Source organism: Pseudoalteromonas sp. SCSIO 43088, assembly GCF_023650795.1.
In the GTDB taxonomy this organism is placed as follows: Bacteria; Pseudomonadota; Gammaproteobacteria; order Enterobacterales; family Alteromonadaceae; genus Pseudoalteromonas; species Pseudoalteromonas shioyasakiensis.
This window is the reverse complement of record NZ_CP072675.1, coordinates 1494443-1518832: the sequence shown is the minus strand read 5'-3', so window position 1 is coordinate 1518832 and position 24390 is coordinate 1494443. Positions and strand designations below refer to the sequence as shown.

Genomic DNA, 24390 nt, shown 5'->3' with positions numbered 1-24390 from the left:
ATAGCCAAACTTTACTTTCGTTTTTTATTCACCACAGTAAAGTGTGACTATTACAGATCACTAGCCATAGCTAGTTGATCAACGATTGAATAAATTGCTTCCAAGGGAACACTATGTCTAACATTTTTGAAGATAATTCATTAACGATTGGTAATACACCAATTGTAAAGCTTAACCGCGTAACCTCAGGTAATGTTTTTGCTAAAGTAGAATCACGTAACCCAAGCTTCAGTGTTAAATGCCGTATTGGCGCTTCAATGATCTGGGAAGCAGAAAAGTCAGGTGTATTAACTAAAGAAAAAGAGTTAATCGAGCCGACTTCAGGTAACACAGGTATCGCCCTTGCTTTTGTAGCTGCTTCTCGTGGCTATAAGTTAACCCTGACTATGCCTAACACAATGAGCTTAGAGCGTCGTAAATTATTAAAAGCCTTAGGTGCTAACCTAGTTTTAACTGATGGCGCTAAGGGTATGAATGGCGCGATTGAAAAAGCAAAAGAAATTCAAGCCAGTGAGCCTGAGAAATACATTCTTTTACAACAGTTCGAAAACCCAGCTAACCCTAAAATTCACTTTGAAACAACGGGCCCTGAAATCTATGAAGCAATGGACGGTAAAATTGATATCTTCGTAGCAGGTGTTGGTACTGGTGGTACTATTACGGGTGTTAGCCGTTACCTTAAACTAGAAAAAGGTTTAAATGTACAATCGGTTGCTGTTGAACCAACTAACTCTCCAGTTATTAGCCAAACCTTAGCTGGTGAAGAAGTTAAACCAGGCCCTCATAAAATCCAAGGTATCGGTGCAGGCTTCATTCCTGGCAACCTTGATTTAGAAGTTGTAGACGCTGCAGAGCAAGTATCAAATGAAGATGCGATTGCTATGGCTCATGAACTGATGAAAAACGAAGGTATTTTAGTGGGTATTTCTTCTGGTGCAGCAGTAGTTGCGGCAAAACGCCTTGCTGAAAAACCTGAGAACGCAGACAAGAACATTGTGGTAATTTTACCAAGTGCGACTGAGCGTTACTTATCTAGCCCATTATTTGCTGAAGAGTTCAGCGATAAAGAGCTAGTTCAGTAGCCACTAAGAATCACTTAGTTGTTAAAAAAGGATGCAGACATGCGTCCTTTTTTATTACCTAAAATAAATAAAACCAATAATTTTACCGAGTTAACTTTACATCATGCTCATTTAGTCACACACTTAATTTTAAGTTCACTCGAAAAACTACAACAATGAAAAATATACTTTTAACTATTATCCTTCTAAGTAGCAGCATTCTTTTCGGTTGCGGTTCTGAAGACGCACCAAAGGGCGAAAAAAACACCCCAGGTAATGTAGCGACTCTCTATTTTGATGCTTTATACAACCAAAACGATTTAAATCTTGCTATGGAATATGCCACGCCTAAAATGGCGCGAATTATGAAATCTTATGGCACCGCTGGGCAGTTCGCTCGTAACCTGGTTAATATGCAATACGATGAAGTGGTGATTGAAGTCGATATGACTAACATGAGTCTACGCGAACAATATGGCGATAAAGCTAACATCAATTTGATTTTTACGGGTTATTTTAATGGTAAGAAAATTGATGATATGCGCAGTGTGAAAATGATGCGTAAAAAAGGCAAGTGGTACATTGAAAAAATTAATGCCGATCCATTTGCGCGATAATTAATTACGAAAACTAAAAAAGGGCCTAAAGGGCCCTTTTTTTGAAAGAGTATTACTGCAGAACAGTATGGATATTACTCTTCGTCAAACTCTTGATGTTGACGCTGTGCAGGACGCGCTAAGATTTCAACGTAAAACGATGTAAGCTGTTTTGCTTCGATATCGCTAATACATTTATTAATCTCTGCCACGTGAACGACATTGGCCTCATCCGCTGATTCACCAAACTTACAGTCAAACGCCCAATAGTCGGCGCCTGCTGGGAGTGTTTTATTACGCTCACGTTTTAAGTATTTTTTTACTTCGTGCTTGGCTGCATCAACCATACGAGGATATTTAATTTTCTCGTGGTTTAGCGTGAATGTTTTCTTCATTATAGTCCTAGTAACTTGGTTCAATGACAATGGCATTAAGCCATAGGCTGCTATTATAACAAGCACATCTTAATTTAGCTGTACTTTTTGCAGTTTTACTTAAATATAAGTCTATTCTTAGCTTATTCTTAGTGTATTCGAAGTCTATGACATTTCGATTAAGCCACTTATACCTAAGCTGTAGCTAAATGAAGAGGTTGATGTATCACCTCGTCAGTAAGGCTATCATAAAATGCAGCTGCATCGATTTGTTGGCGCTCAACGGGTGTATTTTTTTCATAAAAGCGTTTTCTTACTGCAGGCTCACAGTTATCAATCACTTCTAGCGGCACATGCTGCTTATCATCACGAACATTCAGTGGCTCTGGATTTAAACAATGACGTAATCTGATGTCTGATAAACCACCTTGCAATAGTCTAAGTGCATTTTCTTGCCCAATCAGGATATCAAACTGTTCGGGAGCTAATGGTTGTGTGGGGCCTGCACCTAACTCGGTGCGCAAAGCAGATTCAGATATTTCAGGATTGCTTAATTCAGTTTTTGGCAGGTGAAACTGACTAAAATCGAGCGCATCATGAGAAAGCATTGCTAGTAATAAAGCAAATTCTCCAGAGCGGTGCTCGTGAACACTTTTATTTAGACGATTATCGAGTTGGCTCTCTGTGAGCAACAAACCATCAATTTGCATAGTCTTTAGCCAAATAGTTTCTTGATTAACCAGTTATCGGCATTTATGCATTTTTCTTTAGTTTTTTTCTTTACTTAAATAATAAGTTTGCTATTATCAGCGCCGTTGCATTGGAGGGGTTCCCGAGCGGCCAAAGGGATCAGACTGTAAATCTGACGGCTCAGCCTTCGCTGGTTCGAATCCAGCTCCCTCCACCACTTTCCTTCTTAGAAAAGTGGGGCCAAATGCAATAGTAAAAATTTGTGTGGAGGGGTTCCCGAGCGGCCAAAGGGATCAGACTGTAAATCTGACGGCTCAGCCTTCGCTGGTTCGAATCCAGCTCCCTCCACCACTCTTTACTCTTTCTAGCTTTACTCTTTCTAGCTTTACTCTTTCTAGCTTTACTCTTTCTAGCTTTACTCTTTCTAGCTTTACTCTTTCTAGCTTTACTCTTTCTAGCTTTACTCTTTCTAACTTTACTCTTTCTAACTTTACTCTTTCTAACTTTACTCTTTCTAACTTTACTCTCGCTAACTTTACTCTCGCTAACTTAAGCTACCAACTCAAACTACTTCCATTTGCTTTTAACCATTGCTCGGCTTTTTTATAATTTGGATAAAACTGGTTCACACGTTGCCAAAACTTAGCGCTATGGTTCATATGTAAAAGATGCGCAAGCTCATGTACAACCACATAATCAATCACCCAGGTTGGCGCACTTGCTAAATGTAAATTAAAAGTCAGCTCGCGGCGTTTATTACAACTGCCCCAACGACGTTTATAATGTTGAATTTTAAGCTTTGTCGGTAATGTTTCTGACATCTGCAAACAATAATCATGAACACGCATTTCAATATAGCTCTCAAGCTTTTCATGTAAAAACTGCTCAAGCAAAGCTAGGTAGTTAGCTTCTTGATGTTTGACGCGTGATGATATTGATAAGGTAAGCTGAGACTGTGCATCTTGTTGCCACATGCTTTTCGGGCCTTTAGCGAATACTATCGGCACGTTTTGCCCAAACAACTTAATAGTGGCGTTTACTAATGGTAGTTGACGGCGTTCAGCATGAATGGATTGTTTTGCTATTTGTTCAGCGACCCAATCTTGCTTGGTCTTTAACCAAGCATCTATTTCAGTTTGTGGAACATAAAAAGGCGCATAAACGGTCAATTTCTGCTTGGCAACTTTAATTGCGACGGTTGTTCTGCGCTTACTACGCTTTAGGGTGTAATCCAACAAAGGTCAGCCAATTCGATTAATAAAAATAAGAGATTCCATTTTACCCTGCTAAATAGCTGCTAATCTATAAAGATGACTCAAAAATAAGTTTTCACCTTTATGCCTGACAAACCATGTTGTAGTTATACCTCACCAACAGGTAACAAGTGCCAAGAAACAGATATGGGCTCTGGATTTTGCTTTTGGCATGATAGTAAATTTGATAAATCAGGGCTAGATCTAACCCAAAAATTAGAGCGCTATGCAAAAAAAGGTGGCTTATTAGAAGGCCTGCAATTGCAAAGAGCGAACCTTTCAGGACTTAACTTAATAAAGCAGGATGACGAAGAAGGTTATGATCTCTCCTATTGTAATTTTTATCGTGCGAATTTAACGGGCGCTCACCTATTTAATAATAAAATCGCCAATGCTTCATTAATGAAAGCTAATTTACATAGCGCGAGTTTGCATTACTGTGATTTAAAAAATACCAACTTACTAGGTATTAAGCTCAACGACAGCAGAATTGATAATATCGAATTGGGTAACCAATTATTACAAGAAGCGGCTGCATTTAAAGCTCGTAAAAATAAGCAGCATGATGAAGCACGAGACTTATTTGAGCAATCTGAAGAAATATATCGCAATTTAAGAAAAGCCTCTGAACATCAAGGGCTTTTTGAGCTCGCCGGTAACTTCACCTACAAAGAATTAAGAATGCGTCATGCGCAATACCGAAAAGGCTCAACCAAGCAAATTACTTCTAGCTTTATAGATATGTTATGTGGTTATGGCGAAAAGCCCGAAAATGTCATTCGCTTTAGTCTGTCACTCATTATTTGCTGTGCATTTTGTTATTTCTTATTCGGGGTTAGTTATCAAGATTCTGTGATGCAACTGAGCTTTGAAAACTCATTTCAAAGCAATTTGTCGGCCTTACTGAATAGTTTTTATTTCAGCGTGGTGACTTTTACAACGCTTGGCTATGGTGACATTACGCCAATAGGTTTTTCGAGGTTAATCGCAGCCATAGAAGCATTTTGTGGTAGCTTCTCGCTCGCTTTATTCGTCGTTGTTTTTGTAAAGCGCATGACTCGCTAACGCATGATGTATGAACCCTTATGCTCTTTTGCCTGATACATTTTTTTGTCGGCACGATTAATTAACTCTTCAGCATCTACTGTGCTATCAAGCGGTGCTGCAATAAGACCAAAGCTTAAATGCAGCTCAGGGTATTGTTGTTCAAATGCGGCTATAAGTTTTTCGCAAATACTAAAAGCGCTATCTAACTCGCAATCAGGTAAAATGATACAAAACTCATCCCCTCCATAGCGGCACGGTATATCAATCTCGCGAATATTTTCAAGTAAGTATTGCCCTATATATTTAAGGACTTCGTCGCCTTTTAAATGCCCTTGTGTGTCATTCACTGACTTAAAGTCATCAAGATCAAAATAAACAACCGTTAATGGTGATTTGTGACGTCTGGCTCTGGCAAGGTCGCGTTGTAATAGCTCTTGCATGACACGCCGGTTGTAGAGGTTGGTGAGTGGGTCGAGTTTAGCGAGTTTCTCTAGTTCTTGAGTGCGCTGAGCAACTTTTTCTTCAAGGCCTTTTGCATACACTTCGGTGCGGCGTTTCGCATTTTCAATTTCGCCCACTAAGCTGTCGATATAAGTATCAAAGACCAAGGTCGTATCAAAGTAAATTAATTTATCAATGATGTTAAGGGTATGATTTAATTCTTCTTGATCGCTTATTGTGGTGCGAAGTACATTAAATATGAGCTCTTTTAAAGTACAGACAGCCGATAAGTAAAGCTTAGGTTCAACACCAATACGCTTATGCACCATACCAATCCGTAAGCGGTTATTAACATACTCATGTTCGTAACGACCGCAAAATAAATCGATTATATACTGCCTTTGCGCATCTCTGAGTCGTGTTAAAGTATCCGCATCACCAATTAATAACGAAATTTCATCTACTTCAGTTTGTTTTTTATAAAACTCATTAACCACATTTTCAATGGCTGATTCTATAATGGGCTTGTAGTTTAATAATGATGAGAGACTGTTTGAAGTCAGCCCTAATAAACTCATTCTGTGCTGAATTTCTACATCATTAATTTGCATTTGTTCAACTAAAGTTTGCTCGGTTCTTCTCATCTACCCACCTCGAACTACTCCTTTTTAATTAAATATAGCCAAGGTTTTGAATCCTACGTACTTAAGTGATAGGTTTTTCTCTAAATTCAGAACAATTTGTATTAGACTGCTATTACAAGCCGTTTCAAAAAAATATTATGCTCGCGAAATTTTTTATCACCGATCAAGACCCCAGCTTAATAGTGAGTGGCGTTTACGATCCAAGCTTAGTTGCTCTTTCTATTGCTACGGCTATTTTTGCTGCTTATTTTTCACTTCATATCATTGATTTAGCAAATAGAACCCAATTTGATTCGTACCGTAAATTAGGCAGTGCAACAGGTGCTTTGGTGATGTCAGGTGGGATTTGGAGTATGCACTTTATCGGCATGCTGGCTTTTTCATTATGCACCACCGTAGAGTACGACCCTACACTGACATTTTTTTCATTTATTCCTGCATTTTTAGCCTGCTATACCGCATTTTCATTTTTGAAACGCAAAGATTTAAAGCAAATACCAACAACAATAAAACTACTCATTGGCTCTGTATTACTTGGCTCTGGCATTGGTGCGATGCACTACTCGGGCATGGCCGCCATGCAAATGAGTCCGCTGCTTCGCTACGACCCGGCTTGGTTTGCAGCATCAATTGTGGTGGCTGTTGCATTATCTTTTGTCGGCTTATATGCGCGATTTCACTTAGGCGAGCACTTTAAAAAGCTTACGGTGTTACAAACCCGCATCATTTGCGCCATTATCTTTGGCTTTGCTGTAGCGGGTATGCACTATATGGGAATGGCCGCCACCCGCTTTGTTGCAACCTCACCTTTGTTATCTGAAAACGTTCAAACGTCGCAACTTACTTTTATCGCCATTAGCGTTTCATTTGCTACCGTATTATTGACTGCTCTGGTTGGGATTATTAACGGCATGGTGCGTTTTCGCTTATTACTGGCAGAAAAATCAGCAGAAGAGTCGCGCTTGGATGCCATTTTAGGCACTGCAATAGATGGCATCGTAACAATTAATATTCATGGCATTATTTTAAGCTTTAATAAATCAGCAGAAACTATTTTTGGTTGGCGCCAAGACGAAGTGCTGGGCAAAAACGTAAAACTATTAATGAACGACGATATAGCCGCGCAACATGATGGTTACTTAGCTGATAGTAGCAGGCATGAAGTTAAAAAAGTGATTGGCGTTAACCGTAATGTGTTTGCGAAGCACAAAGATGGTCATTTATTTCCTATTCGACTTGGCCTTGGTGAAGTAAAACAGCCTAACGCAGAAACACTGTTTGTTGGCTTTATAACCGATTTAACAGAGCAACGTGCACTACAGCAAAGTCTCGAAGAAAAAGAGAAACAATATCGTACCTTAATGAACAATACCCCAGGCGCTGTATTTCGTTGTTTGTTAGATGAACACTGGACGATGAAGTTTATAAGCCCCAGTGTTTCTGACTTAACAGGTTACAGCCCTGAAGAGTTTACCGATGGCACAGTTACATTTGCTCAAATCATTAATAACGATGATGTAGCGCATATTGATGAAGTTATGGAAAAAGCCATAGCTGAAAAAAACCAATATGCGGTTGAGTACCGCATTCGCCACCGAAATGGCAAAGTTGTGTGGGTTTTAGACCAAGGAACAATTAACGAAAATAGTGATTCTGAACAAAAGTGGATCGATGGTGTACTTATCGATATCACCGCTCGTCACGAATATGAAGAATCACTCAAAAAAGCAAAACAAGAAGCTGAAGCCGCAGCACAAGCAAAACAATCATTTATGGCAAACATGAGCCATGAAATACGCACGCCAATGAATGCAATAATCGGCTTTAGCGACATATTAATGGATAGTCCTCTTAGTAAAGAGCAACAAAAACATATTATTACCGTCAATAAATCAGCTCGCTCACTGCTGCATTTGCTTAATGAAGTACTAGATTCTGCAAAGTTAGAAAAAGGCAAACTCGATATTCAGGCAGAGCACTTTAACTTACAAGCCTTGCTCGACAATATCGTCTCGACTTTTTGGCTTGAAGCGAAGCGTAAAGATATTCTGCTTGATTTGATTATCGCTGATAGTGTTGCGCCTATTTATATTGGCGATGAGTCTCGCATTCGCCAAGTGATGAATAATCTCATCGGGAATGCAATTAAATTTACCGAGCAAGGGTCTGTCACAATTACGGTGAGTCAAACTCAAAATAAACAATTGTTTTTCGAAGTACAAGACAGCGGTATTGGCATAGCCAAGCACCGCTTAGATGCTATTTTCCAGCCATTTGAACAAGCCGACGGCACCATGACACGCCGATTTGGTGGCACAGGTCTTGGCACCACTATTAGTAAGCAGCTTGTTGAGTTAATGGGTGGTTCAATTGGTGCTATTAGTGAAGAAGGTAAAGGCAGCTGCTTCTACTTTAGCCTTCCTTTACAGGAAGGTGATATCAGCCAAGTCGATACCCTAACTTGTAATCAATTAAACTTACCAAAACTTCGCATATTAGTGGTTGATGACATTGAGCAAAATGTTGAGCTACTGAACATTTTATTATCGCAAGCTGGGCACACCATCAGTACGGCTCACAATGGTCTTGAAGCCATTGCAGCATTTGAACAGCAAAGCTTTGATGTGATTTTGATGGATATACATATGCCGGAATGTGATGGCATTACGGCCTGTAAAGAAATCCGCGAAATAGAGAAAATCAGATGCTTAAAAATTACACCTATCATCGCGTTGACGGCGAGTGTTTTACAACAAGATAAAATTACTACAAAGCAGGCCGGTATGAATGGCTTTGCAAATAAACCCGTTGATATTAACCAGCTGAACCATGAAATTGCGAAAGTGCTTGGTTTAGAAGTAAATAAAATCACTAACAATAAAGTCGGTGATGAGAAAAAGCACATCAACTACGACAAAGGTGTTTTGATGTGGGGAAGCAAAGAGAAATTAAATACGGAAATTGGCTTATTCCTAAGCAATCATCAACAGAGTATTCTACGACTGAAGGATCAGAAACTCAGTGAAGACGAACAAAAAGCAATTTTGCATACTCTTAAAGGAGTCGCGGGTAATTTAGCACTAGCAAAATTATTATACTTGTTATCAAACGCTGAGAAAGAACGTGAAAAGGAAAGCTTCCCTACACTCATTGCCGAGTGCGAACACGAATGGCAAACGCTGATTGCATTACTTGCAGAACAGCCGCAGTGTAGTTCACAACAGCAACCCATACACGAAACGTCGCTGGGCGCATTTATTAGCCAAATTGAGGCACTGCAAGCGCAAGCTGAGCATGCAGAGATAGACGATGATTTATTAAGCCAAGTGCAATCCCAAGCACCGGCAACCTACCAAGATCAGGTTGTTGAAATTTGTGCGCATTTTGAAAACTTTGACTTTGATGCAGCAAGCACTGCTTTATCAGCTTTAAAGCACACTCTCCAAGCTGCTAAGGAACACCTATGACGCAAATCTCAGAACGTGCAAGAATTTTGGTCGTCGATGATGAACCAGCCAATTTAAAAGTGATCCGTGAAGTACTCGCTAACGATTATCGCTTATCGTTTGCAAAATCTGGCGAGCTTGCTCTTCAGCTTATTGAGAATGAACCTCCTAAGTTGATTTTGCTCGATATTATGATGCCAGATATGAGCGGTTTCGAAGTCTGTAAAGTGTTAAAAGCAAACCCTAAAACTGCTCATATTCCTGTTATCTTTGTTACCGCACTTTCTCATGAGCAGGATGAGTCTGAAGGCTTTGCTCTAGGTGCAGTCGATTATATTACCAAACCAATTAGCCCTGCGATTGTCAGGGCGCGGGTTAAAAATCATTTATCATTAGTGCAAGCTGAGCAACTGCAATTAGCCCACATTGATTTGATCCAACGTTTAGGCCGCGCCGCAGAATATAAAGACACCGACACCGGTGAGCACATTGCAAGAATGAGCCGCTACAGTAAAGTACTCGCCCTTGCCTATGGCATGAGTGAGTACGAGGCCGAGCAGCTTAAACAGGCAGCGCCTATGCATGACGTTGGTAAGATAGGCATTCCTGATTCAGTACTATTAAAGCCTGGGCGCTTAAACGAAAACGAATACGAGCACATGAAACAACATGCCTTAATCGGTGCGAAGATTTTAGAGAACTCAACTTCGCCGCTATTACAACTTGCGCATAAGCTTGCCCTTGAACACCATGAAAAATGGGATGGTACGGGTTATCCGTATGGCCTGAAAGGCGAAGAAATCAGTATTGAAGGGCGTATTGTCACCATTGCAGATGTGTTTGATGCTTTAACCTCAAAACGCCCTTATAAAAAAGCCTGGTCGGTTGAAGAAGCGCTCGACTTATTGAAAGACGAAGCTGGTAAGCATTTTGACCCGCAACTAGTTGATTTATTTATTGGTCAAATAGATAGCATCATAGAAATCAAAAACACTTATACGAGCTGAGATATTAAGGCCTCATTTGAGGCCTTTTTTAATTGCATCGTAATCATGCGAAGTAATTTCATGGCTATTACCAGCACAATCTTTAAAATACATTGAATAAGTAACACCGTGGTCAGCAACAAATGTTTTAACATCAAACTGAGCGAGATGCTCAAGCCATGCTAAAAACTGTGCTGCACTTGCGCCAAAAGCAATACCTTTGCTTCTACCGTCTGCTTCAAAGAGTGCTAAACGAATTGTCTTTGCTTGGTCCTCTAAGGTTAAAGGCCCTTTTCCTTCATCCCAAAAAGCAAGCTCTGGTACAACATTAAAGCCAAGTACTTGCTCATACCACTTTAGCGCAGCCGCTAAATCATCAACATTTAAGTGGCAATGATCAACACCACATAAAGATGGAATAGCCATGTTACTCACCAATTTCGGTTTTTAACTGCTCTAAAAATTCGAGCATGTAAGCTGTGCGTCGTTTAGCTTCATCTTTTGCCGATGGCGTGTTCATACTCTCGCTAATGTTTAACAGCTTAATGAAGAAATGATCGAGGGTGTATTTTGTATCGTCAGGTTCGCGATTTAAACAAAATGGATCGTCTTTATGATACAGATAACGACCAATTGAGCCCCCTACTTTCATGCAGCGACTCACACCAATTGCACCTAATGCATCCATTCGATCCGCGTCTTGCACAATTTGCGCTTCGACACTTTGGACTTTGATATTGGCACTAAAGCTATGTGCCGCAATAGCATGATGAATAGCACTAAAATACTGCTCAGGATAATTAATTGAGGCTAAAAAACTTAACGCCTTATCTGCAGCCATGGTCGATGCTTTTGCCCTGTCTGGGTGGTTTTTAGCAACTGCAACACAATCATGTAACCAAGCTGCGGGTAACACCACAGCCATTTCTGCCTGCTCGGCAATACATAATTGTTTTGCAACCCTCACTACTCGCTCAATATGACTAATATCATGTGCGACATCGGCATGGAGTAAAGACAAAATAAAGTCTCGACACTGAGTTTCTAAAGCTGCAAAGTCTATTTCTGGCTGCATATACTGGCTATCACCATTAACTGATTGAAATTATGCTTACTTTAGCGTGCTTACTGGATTTGTTCAAAACATTCATTGTATGTTTGCCAGTGCTTCATTAAACTATGCCCCCTTTTGTTTGACGCGAGAATCCCTATGTCATCTGCTATTTACCTGCAAGCTGGACGAGAAAAATCATTAAAAAGAAAACACCCTTGGGTGTTCTCAAAAGCCATTAAAAAAGTAAAAGGTAAGCCAGGACTAGGTGATACTGTCACTATCTATGACAATGACGGTAAGTTTTTAGCGATTGCAGCTTACAGCCCGCAATCACAAATACGTGCTCGCGTATGGAGCTTCGATCAAAACGAAATCATTGACCAAGCATTTTTTGAAAAGCGTTTGCGCCGTGCCTATGCTGCGCGCGAACAGGTGGTCAGCGAAGGCGGCTTAACGGGTTTTCGTTTAAGCGCTGCAGAGTCTGACTACTTACCAGGCATCACTATCGATAAATTTGATAATGTACTTGTGTGCCAACTGCTTAGTGCCGGTGCAGAGCGCCATAAAGGTGAAATTGTTGCTGCACTTATGGCCATTTTCCCTGGTTGCGATATTTATGAGCGATCAGATGTTGATGTTCGTACTAAAGAAGGCCTTGAGCCAATCAAGGGCGTACTTTGGGGTAAAGAACCAACAGAGCCAGTCGTCATTGAAGAAAATGGCTTAAAACTCGAAGTAGACATTCTTGAAGGCCACAAAACTGGCTTTTACTTAGACCAACGTGATAGTCGTGCAGCTCTTGAGCGCTTTGTTAAAGACAAAACAGTATTAAACTGCTTTAGCTACACAGGTACTTTTTCGCTTTATGCTTTGCGTGGTGGTTGTAAACACGTTACTAACGTCGATGTATCACAGCCAGCACTTGATACGGCTAAGCGTAACGTTGAGCATAACAACCTTGATTTGTCTAAAGTTGATTTCGTTAAACAAGATGTCTTTAAGTTGTTGCGCCAATACCGTGATGAAGGTGTGCAATTTGATACTATCGTTATGGATCCACCAAAATTTGCTGACAACAAAGCGCAATTAACCGGTGCTTGCCGTGGTTATAAAGATATTAATATGATTGCGATGCAAATCTTAAAACCAGGTGGCACTTTACTCACTTTCTCGTGCTCTGGATTAATGGAACAAAATTTATTTCAAAAAGTGGTTGCGGATGCAGCCCTTGATGCAGGTAAAGACTTGTTGATCATGGAGCGACTAAACCAAGCTGCCGACCACCCAATTGCTGGCAGCTACCCAGAAGGCTTTTATCTTAAAGGCCTGATCTGTAAGGTTTACTAGTTAAAACTTACAATTTCTAAACCGGCACTCAAGGAGCCATCTTGCTCCTTGGTTGCTCGTATCACACGGGCTGTTGCATCAAATGAGGTAATAGCCGTGCTAGTCGAAGCAATTAACACCCGATACAGACTGCCTATTTCTAAAACTTCATCAAGGTGAATTGCCAGCCCTGTTGCACTTAAATCAGTGCACATAGCCTGAATTTCTTCGCCATTAACAACATCTAATGGGATTAGTTTTGCAGGGGTATGAATTTGCATGCGGCGAAAGTCGCGTTTTTCCTCATGAAACATATGGCCTCCTATACCAGTGTTTTTATTTTCTCTATTAATGTTTTAACAGAAAAAGGCTTCACTACATAGGCGTCACACCCGGCATCAAACCCCGCTTTTTGTTCAAGCTCGGTTTCAAGGCCAGACACCATGACAACAGGAATTTGCTCTGTTTCTGGGGTGTTTTTTAGTAATCGGCAGGTATCATAACCATCTAAGCCCGGCATACAAACATCTAGTAGTATAGCATCTGGCGGCTCTGCAATGGCTGAAGTTAAAAACGATGCGCCTGAGTTTGCATAACTTAATGAGAACTCATCCCCAAGGCTTGCTTTGAGCATTTCAAAATTAAAATATTCATCATCGACGACCAAAATAGTTGGTCGCGGTCGATTTACCGTACGCTCAGGAACTGAGATCGGTTTTTCCTTTTCAATGCCCACATAATCTCCTTTTAGCATCTGTGTTTGTAACTTAAAGCAAGGAGGCGCTAACCTCATTGCTCATTCCTTAGTATTATAACTCACATTCTTTGATTGCGTTTAAAACACGTTTAGCAGATACAGGATAAGGTGTCCCTAGTGTTTGTGCAAATAAAGAAACACGTAACTCCTGTTGCATCCAAAATATCGCACTGATCTCTTCAGGAATTGGCATACCCTTAGGAATTTTATTAGCTAATTTTTGATATTGCTCAGCTACTTTTTCAAGCTCAAGCACACACAACCTATCACGATTAGGATCAACAGGGAGCTTTTCTAGGCGGCGTTCAATGGCTTTTAAGTAACGAATTAAATCCGTCATTTTTGCTGCGCCGTGCTGGCTAACAAAGCCTTTGAAAACTAAACTTTGTAACTGTGATTTAATATCACCGTGCGCTGTTATCATGGTTAAATCAACGCGTCCTTTCATACGTTTATTTAAGCCATGAGCAATACTTAGCACTTGCTCTACTTGGGTAGCGATCTCAACAACCGTATCACCAAGCTCACCGCGAATTTGCTCTTTCGCTTTTTCAAATGCATCTGCTGTGCGAATGTTGCCGTATTTAGTTAATAGGCTATCGACGGCTGCAGCGATACAGTCATCAATTAAGTCATTGACCTTACCAAACGGATTAAAGTACAAACCTAATTTAGATTTGTTTGGTAAGTTTTGTTGTAAATACTTAATTGGTGATGGCACATTTAATAACACTAAGCGGCGTAAACCTTGTTGGTGCGCTTGCTGTGCTTTGTGTTCATTATCAAATAGCTCAACCGCAGCTGAGTCTTTTTTATCCACCAGCGCTGGAAACGCCTTGATTTCATATTGACCTTGTTTTTTCACGTAAGAGCTTGGTAACTCGCCAAAGCTCCACTCAGTCAAATCAGCTTTTTCTATACCCTTGTCGGCTACTTTCGATAAGGTATCCGTTACCTTACCTTGTAACTGGGCTTTTAGTTTAGATAAATTTAAACCGCGAGCGAGTAACTTATCGTGTTCATCGCGCACTTCAAACTGTAAGCGTAAATGCGGAGCAAGGGTTGATAAATCCCATGCATCAGGCTCAACACGCACACCTGTCATACGTAATAAGCGAGTGCTAATTGCATCAATTAAGTTGCCTTGCATCGGCTCGATTGCAGCAAGTACCGCATCGGCGTAGTTTGGCGCAGGCACAAAGTTGCGACGAATCGTTTTTGGTAGCGACTTGATAAGCGCACAAATTAATTCATGTCTAAATGCAGGAATATGCCAATCAAAGCCAGTTTCTTGAACTTGATTTAACAGCGCTACCGGAATTTGTACCGCAACACCATCGACGGCTTGCCCTGGATCAAAGTGATATGCCAGTGGTAATAATAAGTTCTCTTGCTGCCAAGTATCTGGGTAATCAAACTCGGTAACATGATCAGCACCATGCTGCATTAATTCTTCTCGAGACATATGCAAAAAGCGTTTATCTTTTTGTTTTTGTCCTTTCCACCACTTATTAAACGCGGCACGATTATTTACATCTTGTGGAATTTTCTTGTCGTAGAATTCAAACAGGGTTTGTTCATCAACTAAAATATCACGGCGGCGAGATTTATTTTCAAGAACCTGAATATCTTCAATTAACTCTTGGTTATATTGTAAAAAGCCTTCATTTTGACCCAGTTCTTGCTCTACTAAAGCGGTGCGAATAAACAACTCGCGACTTACTTTTGGATCAATATTGCTGTATACACAGCGGCGCTTATTAACAATTAATAGGCCATACAAGGTTTGCTGCTCAAACGCGATAACTGCACCCGGCTTTTTCTCCCAATGCGGTTCACTGTAGCTGCGCTTTACTAAATGCTGTGCAAAGCCTTCAACCCATTTCAAGTCTATGCGCGCGTTGATGCGAGCATAAAGCTTACTGGTCTCAACAAGCTCTGCCGACATAATCCATTTTGGACTCTTTTTAAATAATCCTGAACCTGGGAAAATATGGAATTGGCTGTTGCGGGCGCCTTTATAAATTTGTTTTTCATCTTTAAAACCAATATGACTTAACATACCGCTTAATAAAGATTGATGAATTCGCTCGCTATCAGCAACATTTGTAGTGGCCTTCATGCCCATTTCATTACATACCGTTGATAGCTGATAAACAATATCTTGCCATTCGCGAATACGCATATAGGCTAAAAAGTCCTTTTGGCATAACTTTCTAAACTGGCTATTGCTCAATTCAGATTGCTGCTCTTCAAGGTAATTCCACAGATTTAAAAAGGCGATAAAATCTGAATCAGGGTCATCAAAACGGCCATGCTTTTCATCCGCTGCACCACGTTTTTCTTGTGGTCGCTCTCTTGGGTCTTGAATCGACAATGCCGCAACTATAATAATCACTTCACGCAGTGCACCTAAGCCATCGGCAGTCAGCACCATTTTAGCTAACCGTGGATCAACCGGTAAACGGCTTAAGCTTCTGCCTGATTTCGTAAGCTCAGTCTTTTTATGGCGTTTAGCTGGCTTAATTGCTTCGAGTTCTTCAAGTAGCGTTAAACCATCGTTGATATTACGGCTATCTGGCGCTTGCACAAACGGGAACTGCTGCATGTCGCCAAGCCCCAAACCAAGCATTTGCAAAATAACAGAAGCTAAGTTAGTGCGTAAAATTTCAGGATCAGTAAACTCAGGGCGCGAGTTAAAGTCTTCTTCACTGTATAAGCGAATACAGATACCCGCTTCGATACGACCACAGCGACCTTTACGCTGATTCGCACTGGCTTGTGAAATTGGCTCAATTGGTAATCGTTGTACCTTAGTACGGTAGCTATAACGGCTGATGCGCGCAGTACCTGGATCGATAACATAGCGAATACCCGGCACCGTTAGTGATGTTTCAGCCACGTTGGTGGCTAAAATAATATGACGACGGCTGTGCGGCGCAAAAATTCGGTTTTGTTCTGCGTTTGATAAACGCGAATAGAGCGGTAAAACATCCGTGCCTTTGAGGTTTCGCTTTGATAACGCATCAGCGGTATCGCGAATTTCTCGTTCACCATTCATAAAAATCAGAATATCGCCAGGGCCTTCATCGCACAGCTCATCAACGGCATCAAAAATACCCTGTAATTGGTCACCATCCGCTTCCATCTCATCTTTGTTGATTTCAGTGGTTGGTCTATAACGAACCTCTACTGGGAAAGTTCGACCGGATACTTCGATGATGGGTGCATCATCAAAATGTTTAGAAAAACGCTCTGGGTCAATCGTCGCTGAGGTAATAATAACTTTTAAGTCAGGACGTTTTGGCAGTAAATTTTTTAAATAGCCTAAAATGAAATCGATATTCAGGCTACGTTCGTGGGCTTCATCGATGATGATAGTATCGTACTGATTTAGGTATCTGTCTTGTTGAATTTCAGCCAGCAGAATACCGTCTGTCATCAATTTAATATAGCTATTGTCAGAAACTTGGTCACTAAAACGAATTTTAAAACCCACTTGTTGACCTAGCTCGCATTGCATTTCTTCTGCAATACGATTCGCGACACTTCGAGCCGCGAGTCGGCGTGGCTGGGTGTGGCCAATGTATCCATCAACACCGCGGCCAAGCTCTAAACACATTTTTGGGATCTGCGTCGTTTTACCAGAGCCAGTTTCACCGGCAATGATCACCACTTGGTTATTGGCAATCGCCTGTTTAATGTCATCTTTCTTTTGGCTAACAGGAAGTTGCTCTGGGTAGGTCACTTTAGGCAAGGCAGCCAAACGTTGCTCGCGCAATTGCTGCGAACGACTAATATCTTCTGCTATTTTTTGCGCTATGTTTGCTTGCTTAGTTTCATCGTTGATTTTTTTAATACCATGAAGGCGTTTTTTGAAGATGAATTGATCTTTGCGTAAACACGTTTTTAATTCGCCGAACAGCGGACCTAGGTTAACCACCCGATACCCTTATATTTCTTAACCAATAGACTGATATTGTATCAAATAATCTATCAGGTGGTCATGGCTTTATTTATGCCAATTCGCTTAATTAAGTGAACAGTTTTGAGGCAATAAAATCTCGTTGATAACAAGGCAAAAATTTCGTTATTTAGTTGTTCTAAATGAGAGATTTTTAACGCAGTTAGCGACAGATTTAATCCCTCAAAATGATTAAGTATTATTGCGAGTTGGCATAATCCTCTCGGTTGGAATTGGCATTGCACAAACATCGATGTAATCAGGGCTTTCAACAAACCACGCTTCTACTCGATTTTTACGCGCTTCGATGAGGTCTTTAAAGGCATTTGAGTCTGTTTTCATCACCCGAAATTCACTGTTATCTGTATCTTTAATATCTGCTAATACTTGCATATCTGTGATGAGGTTAAATGGCTGACCTTCAGTGGCTTTACGCTGCAATAGGTTAAAGTGCTCCATGCCTTCTAAAACACGACCAAACACGGTGATATTACGGTCTAAATAGCGCTGGCTATTACCGATGGTGACATAAAATTCGGTACCACCGGAATTAATATCATTACCGCGGGCCATAGCAAAAATTCCTGGGCAATGTACTTGCCATGTTTCGGTTTGGCCTTGGTTTTGTGCCACTGCAAAGCCGTTTAAAAAACCTGCTTTAGCGGCATAGCCATCAGGCCCTTTAAGCTCTGTAATCGCTAAAGGAGCCTCGGTGCGTAGATAAAACTCAGCAGGTAACCCTTTTTTGGCATTTTTAACAGGTTTACTTTCGCTGGCATCCCCGCCCTGCGCAACAAATCCTTCAACAAAGCGATACATACTCAGGCCTTGATAAAACCCTTCTTTGGCAAGCTGTCGCATGTTATTTGCGTGAATAGGCGCTAGTTTATCGTTTAGTTCGATATAAGCAGCACCCGTAGGTAAGGTTAATTTAATGACGTTTTCGGCACTGACTTTTCGCCACTCACTGCTATTTGCGGTTTTAATGATTTCGCCAGCGGAACGTTTTTGGCTTGTTTCTTTTGCAGTAATTGGTGCAGCTAAAACTACGCCAAGACACAGAGTTAATAGACTTAATTTCATTGTTATTATCTTTTAAGTAATTGACAATTCAGCCTATTAACTTATGCCCTAATAAGCAAGTAAAAGCGATGTTTGATCACAAGTAGAGCTATTAGTCCCAATCAAATTTATAAAGAATATCAACATTTTGATAAAGGCCGCTGGTGACCTCAATATACAATTGCGACAACAATTGATAACGAACTGCCACTTCACTTAGTGAATCAAAAATACCGACACTGTATTTTACTTGAATACCTGGTGTAACATAGCCAGATATTTCAACTTTGGTGTCATCCCCGCTACCGCTTGAACTTAAGCTAACATCAGACAAACCAAAGCTTTCACCAATTTTAGATACCACACCTTCACTACGGTTTACACCTTGGGCAAGCAATAACTGGGTGAGCATCGCATCGGTTGAACTATCTCCTTCATCAAGAGGTTGACCATTTAATAAATAAGCCAATGCTTGGGCTTGGTCCATCGCTGGCTCTGAGAATACTTTTAATGAAGGCTGTTCAACATTACCAGTTAAGGTAATACCCGCAATCACGCCATTCGAGGTGTTGTCTGGATTACGAATTGCCTTAATGTTCAAGTACGGTTTATCAATTGAGCCACTAAAGCCCACCTGACCGGTACGAATTTGCAAGTCTTGACCAAAAGCACGATAGGTACCTTGAACTAGGTTCAACTCACCCGTTGCTATCATCGGCGTAACTTGGTCCATGCTGATGTTTATGTCACCTTCAACTTTCGACTGTAAGCCAAACGAGTCAACGCGCACATCATTTTCAACCAACACCTTTAAGTTAATAGCATAATCAAAGGGAACTTTTTCTGACTGTTGCTGCTCAATATCAACAATGACTTCATCATCGCTGACTTGCACAGCACCTTCTGGTAGCTCTTCAATCGCAATACGTCCCCATGGCACGACGACTTGGCCATCAAGATTAAACGCATTATTTTTTAACGACATAGTTAAGTCTGGAGACACTTTAAAGGTGACATCTTGCTGAGCACGCACAAAAAACTCTTTACCGTTTAATCTCACGTCAACGTCCGGTAAATCTTGCTGCCAATCAACACCGCCAGATAAATTAAGCGCGCCCCCTTCCGTGTCTTTGAGCTCGCCAGTGAGCTTTGCACTTTGGTTATTAAAGGCAATGTTCACATAAGAGTTTTGCAGCGATACCGGTAAGGTTGCCCCTTCTAGATTGATATTTTCAACATCAAAATCACCATTGAGTAATGGCTCTTTTAAAGTACCTGCGATTGCTAACCGACCTTTTATGTCGCCTGTTAATTGCTCAAGTGAAGCTATAAAAGGGCGTAGGTTTGTTAACTCAATTTTCTCAATAACCAAGTCGCCCGCTAAGGTCTGTTGATTTTGAATATCATCAATGTTGAGCTCTGACGTCACTTTACCTAATACAGATGAATCAACTGTGGCATTAAGTTTACCCGTTTGCGCATCGCTCATTGCCGAGATATCTAAAACCTCTATCGGTAATTTATAAACATTTGCGTCATCAATTAAAGATGCTTCCAGCTGCTGAGTTTTGATATTGGCACGAATCGTTTTCAATGCACCATTATTCCAATTAGCAACAAACTCCCCATTTGCATCGCCTGTTACTTTCAAGTTATCAGGTAAGAAGTGTTTAAATTCAGCAATAGATAGCGCTGCAAGCTGTGCATTTAACTGGCCTAATTGCTCAGTTTGCTGCAAGGTCTCAAAGCATAGTTTTGAGTTATCACTTTGCCAGCAATGCGCGCCTACATTAAAGTCAAAGGTTTTGGTATTTACTTGGATATTAACCGGTTTATCAGTGCCAAAGCGTACCTGATTATCGGTAACAAGAATTTGGCTTAGCGCACCTTGCCAGGTCTCTTTATTAAATTTACCGTCTACATCAAATGATGCCTTGCCTTGATCTGCATCGAGTAAAAAAGTTAAATGATGATCTGTTTTATCGCCACTGGCGTCTAACTCAATTTGATTAATTTTATGCTCTGCGATCGATGCAGAATCGAGCACCAGTGACACATCCGTTTGCCAATCTGCTGCGTAATCAAATTGCCCTTTTAATGTTAAACCATCAACCTGAATATCTTGATAGCTCAATGTATTAAGGACTAGATTTAAATCAACCGTTGGCGCAAGACGCTCACCACGTAAGCTCAAATCAGCAAAACCCTTGCCTTGCATAGGCAAGATATCTTGACCACTTGCATCTAGACGCAATTTACCGTCTACACGCCATACGTCATCAACCTGTCCCGATAGCGCAATTTCATTTTTACCGCTTTTCACTTCAAGTTTTTTAAAACTCGCATGCAGGCTGCTATCAAGTTCAAAATCCGACAATAAGGTCACTGGCACTTCATTAACTGAACCATTTAATTGCGTGTTATCTAAGGCAAGCTGCCACTCACCTGCCTGTAAATTAAATGAACCATTAAATTCACCAGATAAATCACTGCTTAATGCATCCGTTAAGTATTGGGCTTTTAAGTGGCTTAAAACCCCTTTAAACTCGCTTTTTACCCCGTTCGACCAATCAACTGATGCGTTAATGTCTGCTTTACTGTCATTCGCATTGAGGCTTAACTGCTCAAGTTTTGCGTTTGTTAAACTACCGTGTAATTGCGATTTCACAGTCATTGCAGGTAATGCGTCTAACTGCGTTACTAGGCTCAAATCGACAGCATAAGCATCGGCGTGGCCTTTGGCTTTTAAATCAAAGTCCGATAATTGCAGCTGTTGTGTATCTGTCGTAATTTGCCACTTTGCTATCTGGCCTGTTAAATCAAATGGGTAATTTGTTTGTTTTAGGTTAACAGCCCCTTTTAACTCTGCTGGGTACGCTCCTTGCGTTACTAAATCTAACGTTAAATCCTCAAGCGGGCCTGAAAGCGATAACTTCGCTTGATGCTCAGTGCTTTTTACAGACACTGCTCCCTCAATTGTATTTTCACCAGAAAGCTCTGCCATTAAATTAGAGTGCAATTGCCATTGCTGATAACTTGCAGCAAGCTTTTCAAGATTAATATCGCTGCCCTTAGCAGACGCAACTAATTCAATATTTTCTACAAGCTGAGCCTCTTCAACACCATAAGGGGTTACAGCAACTTTACTGATTTGAAATTGCTTTAACTCAATATTAATCGGTAGCGTAATATCGAGTGATGGTAATGCTGGCAGCTCTGTTAATGGCGTTGATTTAGGCTGCTCTTTTGCTTCGTGTAGCATCACAGCAACATCAGCAATGGTCAGTGTATCCACTGTAATATCCGATTCTTCGCCGCGACCACTTAAGTTTAATTTGTTGACTGTTACATCGGCGCTCGGGTGCGCAAGATTAAAGCGATTAATTGCAACTCGCTTAACAGCAACTTTCATTGGTAAGTTGATTTGACCAGCTTGCTCAGCTTCAGGCTCAGCTTCAGTGCTCTGCTCAGTTGATGCAGCTTGGCTTTTAATGCTTAGATCAATCGACTGGGCGCTTAAATTATCTAGGCAGATACCATCACAACGCCACCAGAATAAATCAATTTTTAGCTGCTTTGCCTCAAGCTTGATGCCTTGATTTTCAAAGTGAACATCAAACGCATCGTTATATAAAAAACGACCAGATGGCAGGTTGATTTTTAAACCATCAACTAACTTATTCGCTGTGTATGCAATAAAGTGATTACCGGGCGCGGTGAATAGCGAACAAAACACAATAACTAGCAGACTTGCCAACGTGATTGATAGAACCTTGGTTATCTTTTTTAACATCTTCATTAGATTTCAGGCCCTATGGTAATACTTAATCGGGTACTTTTGCTTTCTTTTGTTAAACCCCAAGCATGGTCGATACGTACAGGGCCAACCGGTGTTAAATAGCGAAAACCAAAACCGGCACCAACTTCGACGCGATCACTAAAATCATTAGTCGCAGTACCACTATCGACAAATAAGGCTGCGCGCCAATGTTCAGCAAATTGATAGTTATATTCAACAGTGCCACTCATTAAATATTTACCACCAATTAGGCGCCCTTTTTCATCTTCAGGGGAGATAGATTCATAGGCAAAACCACGTACACTCTGATCACCACCGGCATAAAAACGCAGTGATAACGGCACATCATTTATATTATCGACCAACATGGCACCTAGATTGGCTCTTAAAAACAGCATATGGCGTTCTGCAAAAGTAGTTAACCAGGCATTTTGCAGTTGTAAGCGCAAAATATTGGTTGAAGACATCATATCTTTTAAACCAAACTCTACTGACATCATCCATTGATAGCCTTCATAAGGCGTTGTGCCCCCCTCGGTGTCTTTTTTGGCATAACTAATACCAGGCATCAGCATTTTTGCGCTTTGTTCTTCATCCCCTATTCGATAGGTCTCGTAATCGCGTCTTAGAAAAGCAGTACGTACCCAATCGTCATCAGTGAGCCACTGCCGCTGAAGCTGTCCCGTGAATATACGACTGTATAAATCATTGGTTAATTCATCTTCAAGCTTGTAACCCACAGAAAAGCGCCAAAGATCATCATTAGGGTCGTCAACTGGCACCGTATAGCCAAGTGAAATATCTTGCTGGCGCTCAGATACATTGAGGTTACTTTCTAAATAATGACCATCTTCGGTGATCCAAGGCTTGGTCCATTTGAAACGGACTTTTGGTCCAAGGTCAGTGCTATAACCGCCACCCACTTCATAACTATTGGCAGGTTTGTGTAATACATCAACGTTGACAGGCACTTGATTATTTTTACGTTTTGCAATATCTGCATACACACGAACACTGGCAAAGTAAGGGGTGCTCGACAATGCTAAGTTGTAATCAGAAATCTCGGTCGCATTATAAGGCTGACCTTGTTTAAATTCAGCCAGCGAACGAATGTATTTTTCGGCTGGAGTCTCACTACCAATTGTGATGTCACCAAACTGATAACGGGGCCCAGTATCGACATTGAAAATGACTTTTGCGCTATTATTTTTTAGCGAAACTGCCAATTTATGCTCATGCCATTTTGCATCAAAATAGCCTAAGTCTAATAGTTGGCTTTCAATACGTTTTCTTGCGGCTTCATATTTACCGTGATTTAAAAAGTCACCTTGTTTGATTTTGATGCTGTTGACGGCAGACATAAATTCAGCGTCATCTTTACCGGCACCCGTGATAGTCACGTTAATATCTGCAATACGGGTAGCAGGACCACGTTGAACATCAACAATTAAAAGCTGCTGAGCATCATCGAAACTAATTTTGATTACCGGCTTATAATAACCAAGCGCCTTTAAACTCATTTCAACTTGGCTTTTAGCGTGACGCCTTAATGCCTTAGAAGTTTTTTCATTGACCAGTTGCTTAATGTAAAGCTCAACGTTTTTTTCGAGATCATCACTGATCCCTTGAATTTTATAATCTTTAATAACAGTTGAGGCACTAATTGCGTGCTGGCTGTATGAAAAGCAGATAAACACAAAGACAAAAAAGAAATGCCGAGTATACAAAAAATATCCTTACTTTTTTGGAAGAGTCATAATCTAAAATGAGTACAAAAAGATACTAGCACAGTGCAATAGCCACTGACATAATTGAAATGTTAAAATTAGTACGCGTTAAACAATTATTTTCGCTACAATAGCGGATAATACCTAGATTTATAATGAATGA

The 24390-nt window shown here is 40.7% G+C and carries 18 protein-coding genes, 2 tRNA genes and 1 pseudogene; 8 read left to right on the top strand and 13 right to left on the bottom strand.

Annotated features, from left to right (window positions below):
* Positions 1-113: 113 nt before the first annotated feature.
* Together cysK and J8Z28_RS06950 are read left to right on the top strand one after the other, a co-directional pair.
* Complete coding sequence (gene cysK, locus J8Z28_RS06955; RefSeq protein WP_058583732.1) at positions 114-1082, top strand: cysteine synthase A; 969 nt, start codon at positions 114-116, stop codon at positions 1080-1082.
* Between the two features lie 155 nt (positions 1083-1237).
* A complete protein-coding gene (locus tag J8Z28_RS06950) occupies positions 1238-1678 on the top strand; it encodes a hypothetical protein (RefSeq protein ID WP_055022408.1) in 441 nt (146 codons plus the stop codon).
* A 74-nt stretch (positions 1679-1752) separates the two neighbouring features.
* Here J8Z28_RS06950 and J8Z28_RS06945 read toward each other — a convergent pair whose 3' ends face one another.
* Both J8Z28_RS06945 and J8Z28_RS06940 read right to left on the bottom strand, forming a co-directional pair.
* On the bottom strand, positions 1753-2052 hold the full coding sequence (locus J8Z28_RS06945; RefSeq protein WP_054564021.1) for a DUF6172 family protein: 300 nt from the start codon (positions 2050-2052) through the stop codon (positions 1753-1755).
* Positions 2053-2225: 173 nt separating this feature from the next.
* On the bottom strand, positions 2226-2741 hold the full coding sequence (locus tag J8Z28_RS06940; RefSeq protein ID WP_250660140.1) for a VC2046/SO_2500 family protein: 516 nt from the start codon (positions 2739-2741) through the stop codon (positions 2226-2228).
* 112 nt (positions 2742-2853) lie between these two features.
* Between J8Z28_RS06940 and J8Z28_RS06935 the strand changes: the two genes are divergently transcribed.
* Positions 2854-2938: transfer RNA gene (locus tag J8Z28_RS06935), tRNA-Tyr, on the top strand.
* Positions 2939-2987: 49 nt separating this feature from the next.
* Positions 2988-3072 (top strand) — tRNA-Tyr (locus tag J8Z28_RS06930).
* Here the strand turns inward: J8Z28_RS06930 and J8Z28_RS21910 are convergent.
* Together J8Z28_RS21910 and J8Z28_RS06925 are read right to left on the bottom strand one after the other, a co-directional pair.
* Positions 3036-3257 (bottom strand): annotated as a pseudogene (locus tag J8Z28_RS21910) (pentapeptide repeat-containing protein); the annotation flags it as partial. The gene J8Z28_RS06930 and the pseudogene J8Z28_RS21910 overlap by 37 nt on opposite strands.
* Before the next feature lie 18 nt (positions 3258-3275).
* Entirely contained in the window at positions 3276-3956 is a 681-nt protein-coding gene (locus tag J8Z28_RS06925; RefSeq protein WP_250660139.1) for a M48 family metallopeptidase, read from the bottom strand.
* A gap of 102 nt (positions 3957-4058) precedes the next feature.
* On the opposite strand from J8Z28_RS06925, the gene J8Z28_RS06920 reads away from it, so the two are divergent.
* Positions 4059-5039 carry an ion channel gene (locus tag J8Z28_RS06920; protein WP_062566990.1) on the top strand — a complete coding sequence of 327 codons (981 nt, stop codon included), beginning with the start codon at positions 4059-4061 and terminating at the stop codon, positions 5037-5039.
* Here the strand turns inward: J8Z28_RS06920 and J8Z28_RS06915 are convergent.
* Positions 5036-6106 carry a GGDEF domain-containing protein gene (locus tag J8Z28_RS06915; protein ID WP_054564025.1) on the bottom strand — a complete coding sequence of 357 codons (1071 nt, stop codon included), beginning with the start codon at positions 6104-6106 and terminating at the stop codon, positions 5036-5038. The two genes, J8Z28_RS06920 and J8Z28_RS06915, sit on opposite strands and share 4 nt — an antisense overlap.
* A gap of 137 nt (positions 6107-6243) precedes the next feature.
* Here J8Z28_RS06915 and J8Z28_RS06910 point away from each other — a divergent pair, with 137 nt between their 5' ends.
* Positions 6244-9573, top strand: coding sequence for a PAS domain S-box protein (locus tag J8Z28_RS06910; protein ID WP_250660138.1), 3330 nt, complete (start codon positions 6244-6246; stop codon positions 9571-9573).
* Positions 9570-10559, top strand: a complete 990-nt coding sequence (locus tag J8Z28_RS06905) for a response regulator (RefSeq protein ID WP_054564026.1) — start codon at positions 9570-9572, stop codon at positions 10557-10559. Before J8Z28_RS06910 ends, J8Z28_RS06905 begins: the two co-directional genes overlap by 4 nt.
* 12 nt (positions 10560-10571) lie before the next feature.
* Here J8Z28_RS06905 and J8Z28_RS06900 read toward each other — a convergent pair whose 3' ends face one another.
* The gene (locus tag J8Z28_RS06900; RefSeq protein WP_250660137.1) at positions 10572-10973 is read right to left on the bottom strand and encodes a VOC family protein; all 402 of its coding nucleotides are present in this window, start codon (positions 10971-10973) and stop codon (positions 10572-10574) included.
* Entirely contained in the window at positions 10966-11613 is a 648-nt protein-coding gene (locus J8Z28_RS06895; RefSeq protein WP_250660136.1) for an HD domain-containing protein, read from the bottom strand. Before J8Z28_RS06895 ends, J8Z28_RS06900 begins: the two co-directional genes overlap by 8 nt.
* 135 nt (positions 11614-11748) lie before the next feature.
* Between J8Z28_RS06895 and J8Z28_RS06890 the strand changes: the two genes are divergently transcribed.
* Positions 11749-12939, top strand: a complete 1191-nt coding sequence (locus J8Z28_RS06890) for a class I SAM-dependent methyltransferase (protein WP_250660135.1) — start codon at positions 11749-11751, stop codon at positions 12937-12939.
* Here J8Z28_RS06890 and J8Z28_RS06885 read toward each other — a convergent pair.
* The 6 genes from J8Z28_RS06885 to J8Z28_RS06860 all read right to left on the bottom strand — a co-directional run bounded on the left by J8Z28_RS06885 (position 12936) and on the right by J8Z28_RS06860 (position 24227).
* Complete coding sequence (locus J8Z28_RS06885; protein WP_054564030.1) at positions 12936-13232, bottom strand: PilZ domain-containing protein; 297 nt, start codon at positions 13230-13232, stop codon at positions 12936-12938. The two genes, J8Z28_RS06890 and J8Z28_RS06885, sit on opposite strands and share 4 nt — an antisense overlap.
* 8 nt (positions 13233-13240) lie before the next feature.
* Complete coding sequence (locus J8Z28_RS06880) at positions 13241-13654, bottom strand: response regulator (protein WP_284693434.1); 414 nt, start codon at positions 13652-13654, stop codon at positions 13241-13243.
* Positions 13655-13727: 73 nt separating this feature from the next.
* Positions 13728-17618, bottom strand: a complete 3891-nt coding sequence (gene hrpA / locus J8Z28_RS06875; RefSeq protein ID WP_055199449.1) for an ATP-dependent RNA helicase HrpA — start codon at positions 17616-17618, stop codon at positions 13728-13730.
* A 213-nt stretch (positions 17619-17831) separates the two neighbouring features.
* On the bottom strand, positions 17832-18722 hold the full coding sequence (locus tag J8Z28_RS06870) for a peptidylprolyl isomerase (RefSeq protein WP_250660134.1): 891 nt from the start codon (positions 18720-18722) through the stop codon (positions 17832-17834).
* 91 nt (positions 18723-18813) lie between these two features.
* Positions 18814-22500, bottom strand: coding sequence for an autotransporter assembly complex protein TamB (gene tamB / locus J8Z28_RS06865; RefSeq protein ID WP_250660133.1), 3687 nt, complete (start codon positions 22498-22500; stop codon positions 18814-18816).
* Positions 22500-24227: an autotransporter assembly complex protein TamA gene (locus tag J8Z28_RS06860; RefSeq protein ID WP_055021503.1), complete on the bottom strand. Its 1728-nt coding sequence runs from the start codon at positions 24225-24227 to the stop codon at positions 22500-22502. The genes tamB and J8Z28_RS06860 overlap by 1 nt, the downstream gene beginning before the upstream one ends.
* Between the last annotated feature and the right edge of the window lie 163 nt (positions 24228-24390).

Coding starts and splice junctions, on each gene's coding strand:
- J8Z28_RS06945 (WP_054564021.1), bottom strand. CDS start 2,052: ATGAAGAAAACATTCACGCTAAACCACGAGAAAATTAAATATCCTCGT.
- J8Z28_RS06920 (WP_062566990.1), top strand. CDS start 4,059: ATGCCTGACAAACCATGTTGTAGTTATACCTCACCAACAGGTAACAAG.
- J8Z28_RS06950 (WP_055022408.1), top strand. CDS start 1,238: ATGAAAAATATACTTTTAACTATTATCCTTCTAAGTAGCAGCATTCTT.
- tamB (WP_250660133.1), bottom strand. CDS start 22,500: ATGAAGATGTTAAAAAAGATAACCAAGGTTCTATCAATCACGTTGGCA.
- J8Z28_RS06895 (WP_250660136.1), bottom strand. CDS start 11,613: ATGCAGCCAGAAATAGACTTTGCAGCTTTAGAAACTCAGTGTCGAGAC.
- J8Z28_RS06905 (WP_054564026.1), top strand. CDS start 9,570: ATGACGCAAATCTCAGAACGTGCAAGAATTTTGGTCGTCGATGATGAA.
- J8Z28_RS06870 (WP_250660134.1), bottom strand. CDS start 18,722: ATGAAATTAAGTCTATTAACTCTGTGTCTTGGCGTAGTTTTAGCTGCA.
- J8Z28_RS06915 (WP_054564025.1), bottom strand. CDS start 6,106: ATGAGAAGAACCGAGCAAACTTTAGTTGAACAAATGCAAATTAATGAT.
- J8Z28_RS06890 (WP_250660135.1), top strand. CDS start 11,749: ATGTCATCTGCTATTTACCTGCAAGCTGGACGAGAAAAATCATTAAAA.
- J8Z28_RS06910 (WP_250660138.1), top strand. CDS start 6,244: ATGCTCGCGAAATTTTTTATCACCGATCAAGACCCCAGCTTAATAGTG.
- cysK (WP_058583732.1), top strand. CDS start 114: ATGTCTAACATTTTTGAAGATAATTCATTAACGATTGGTAATACACCA.
- J8Z28_RS06885 (WP_054564030.1), bottom strand. CDS start 13,232: ATGTTTCATGAGGAAAAACGCGACTTTCGCCGCATGCAAATTCATACC.
- J8Z28_RS06940 (WP_250660140.1), bottom strand. CDS start 2,741: ATGCAAATTGATGGTTTGTTGCTCACAGAGAGCCAACTCGATAATCGT.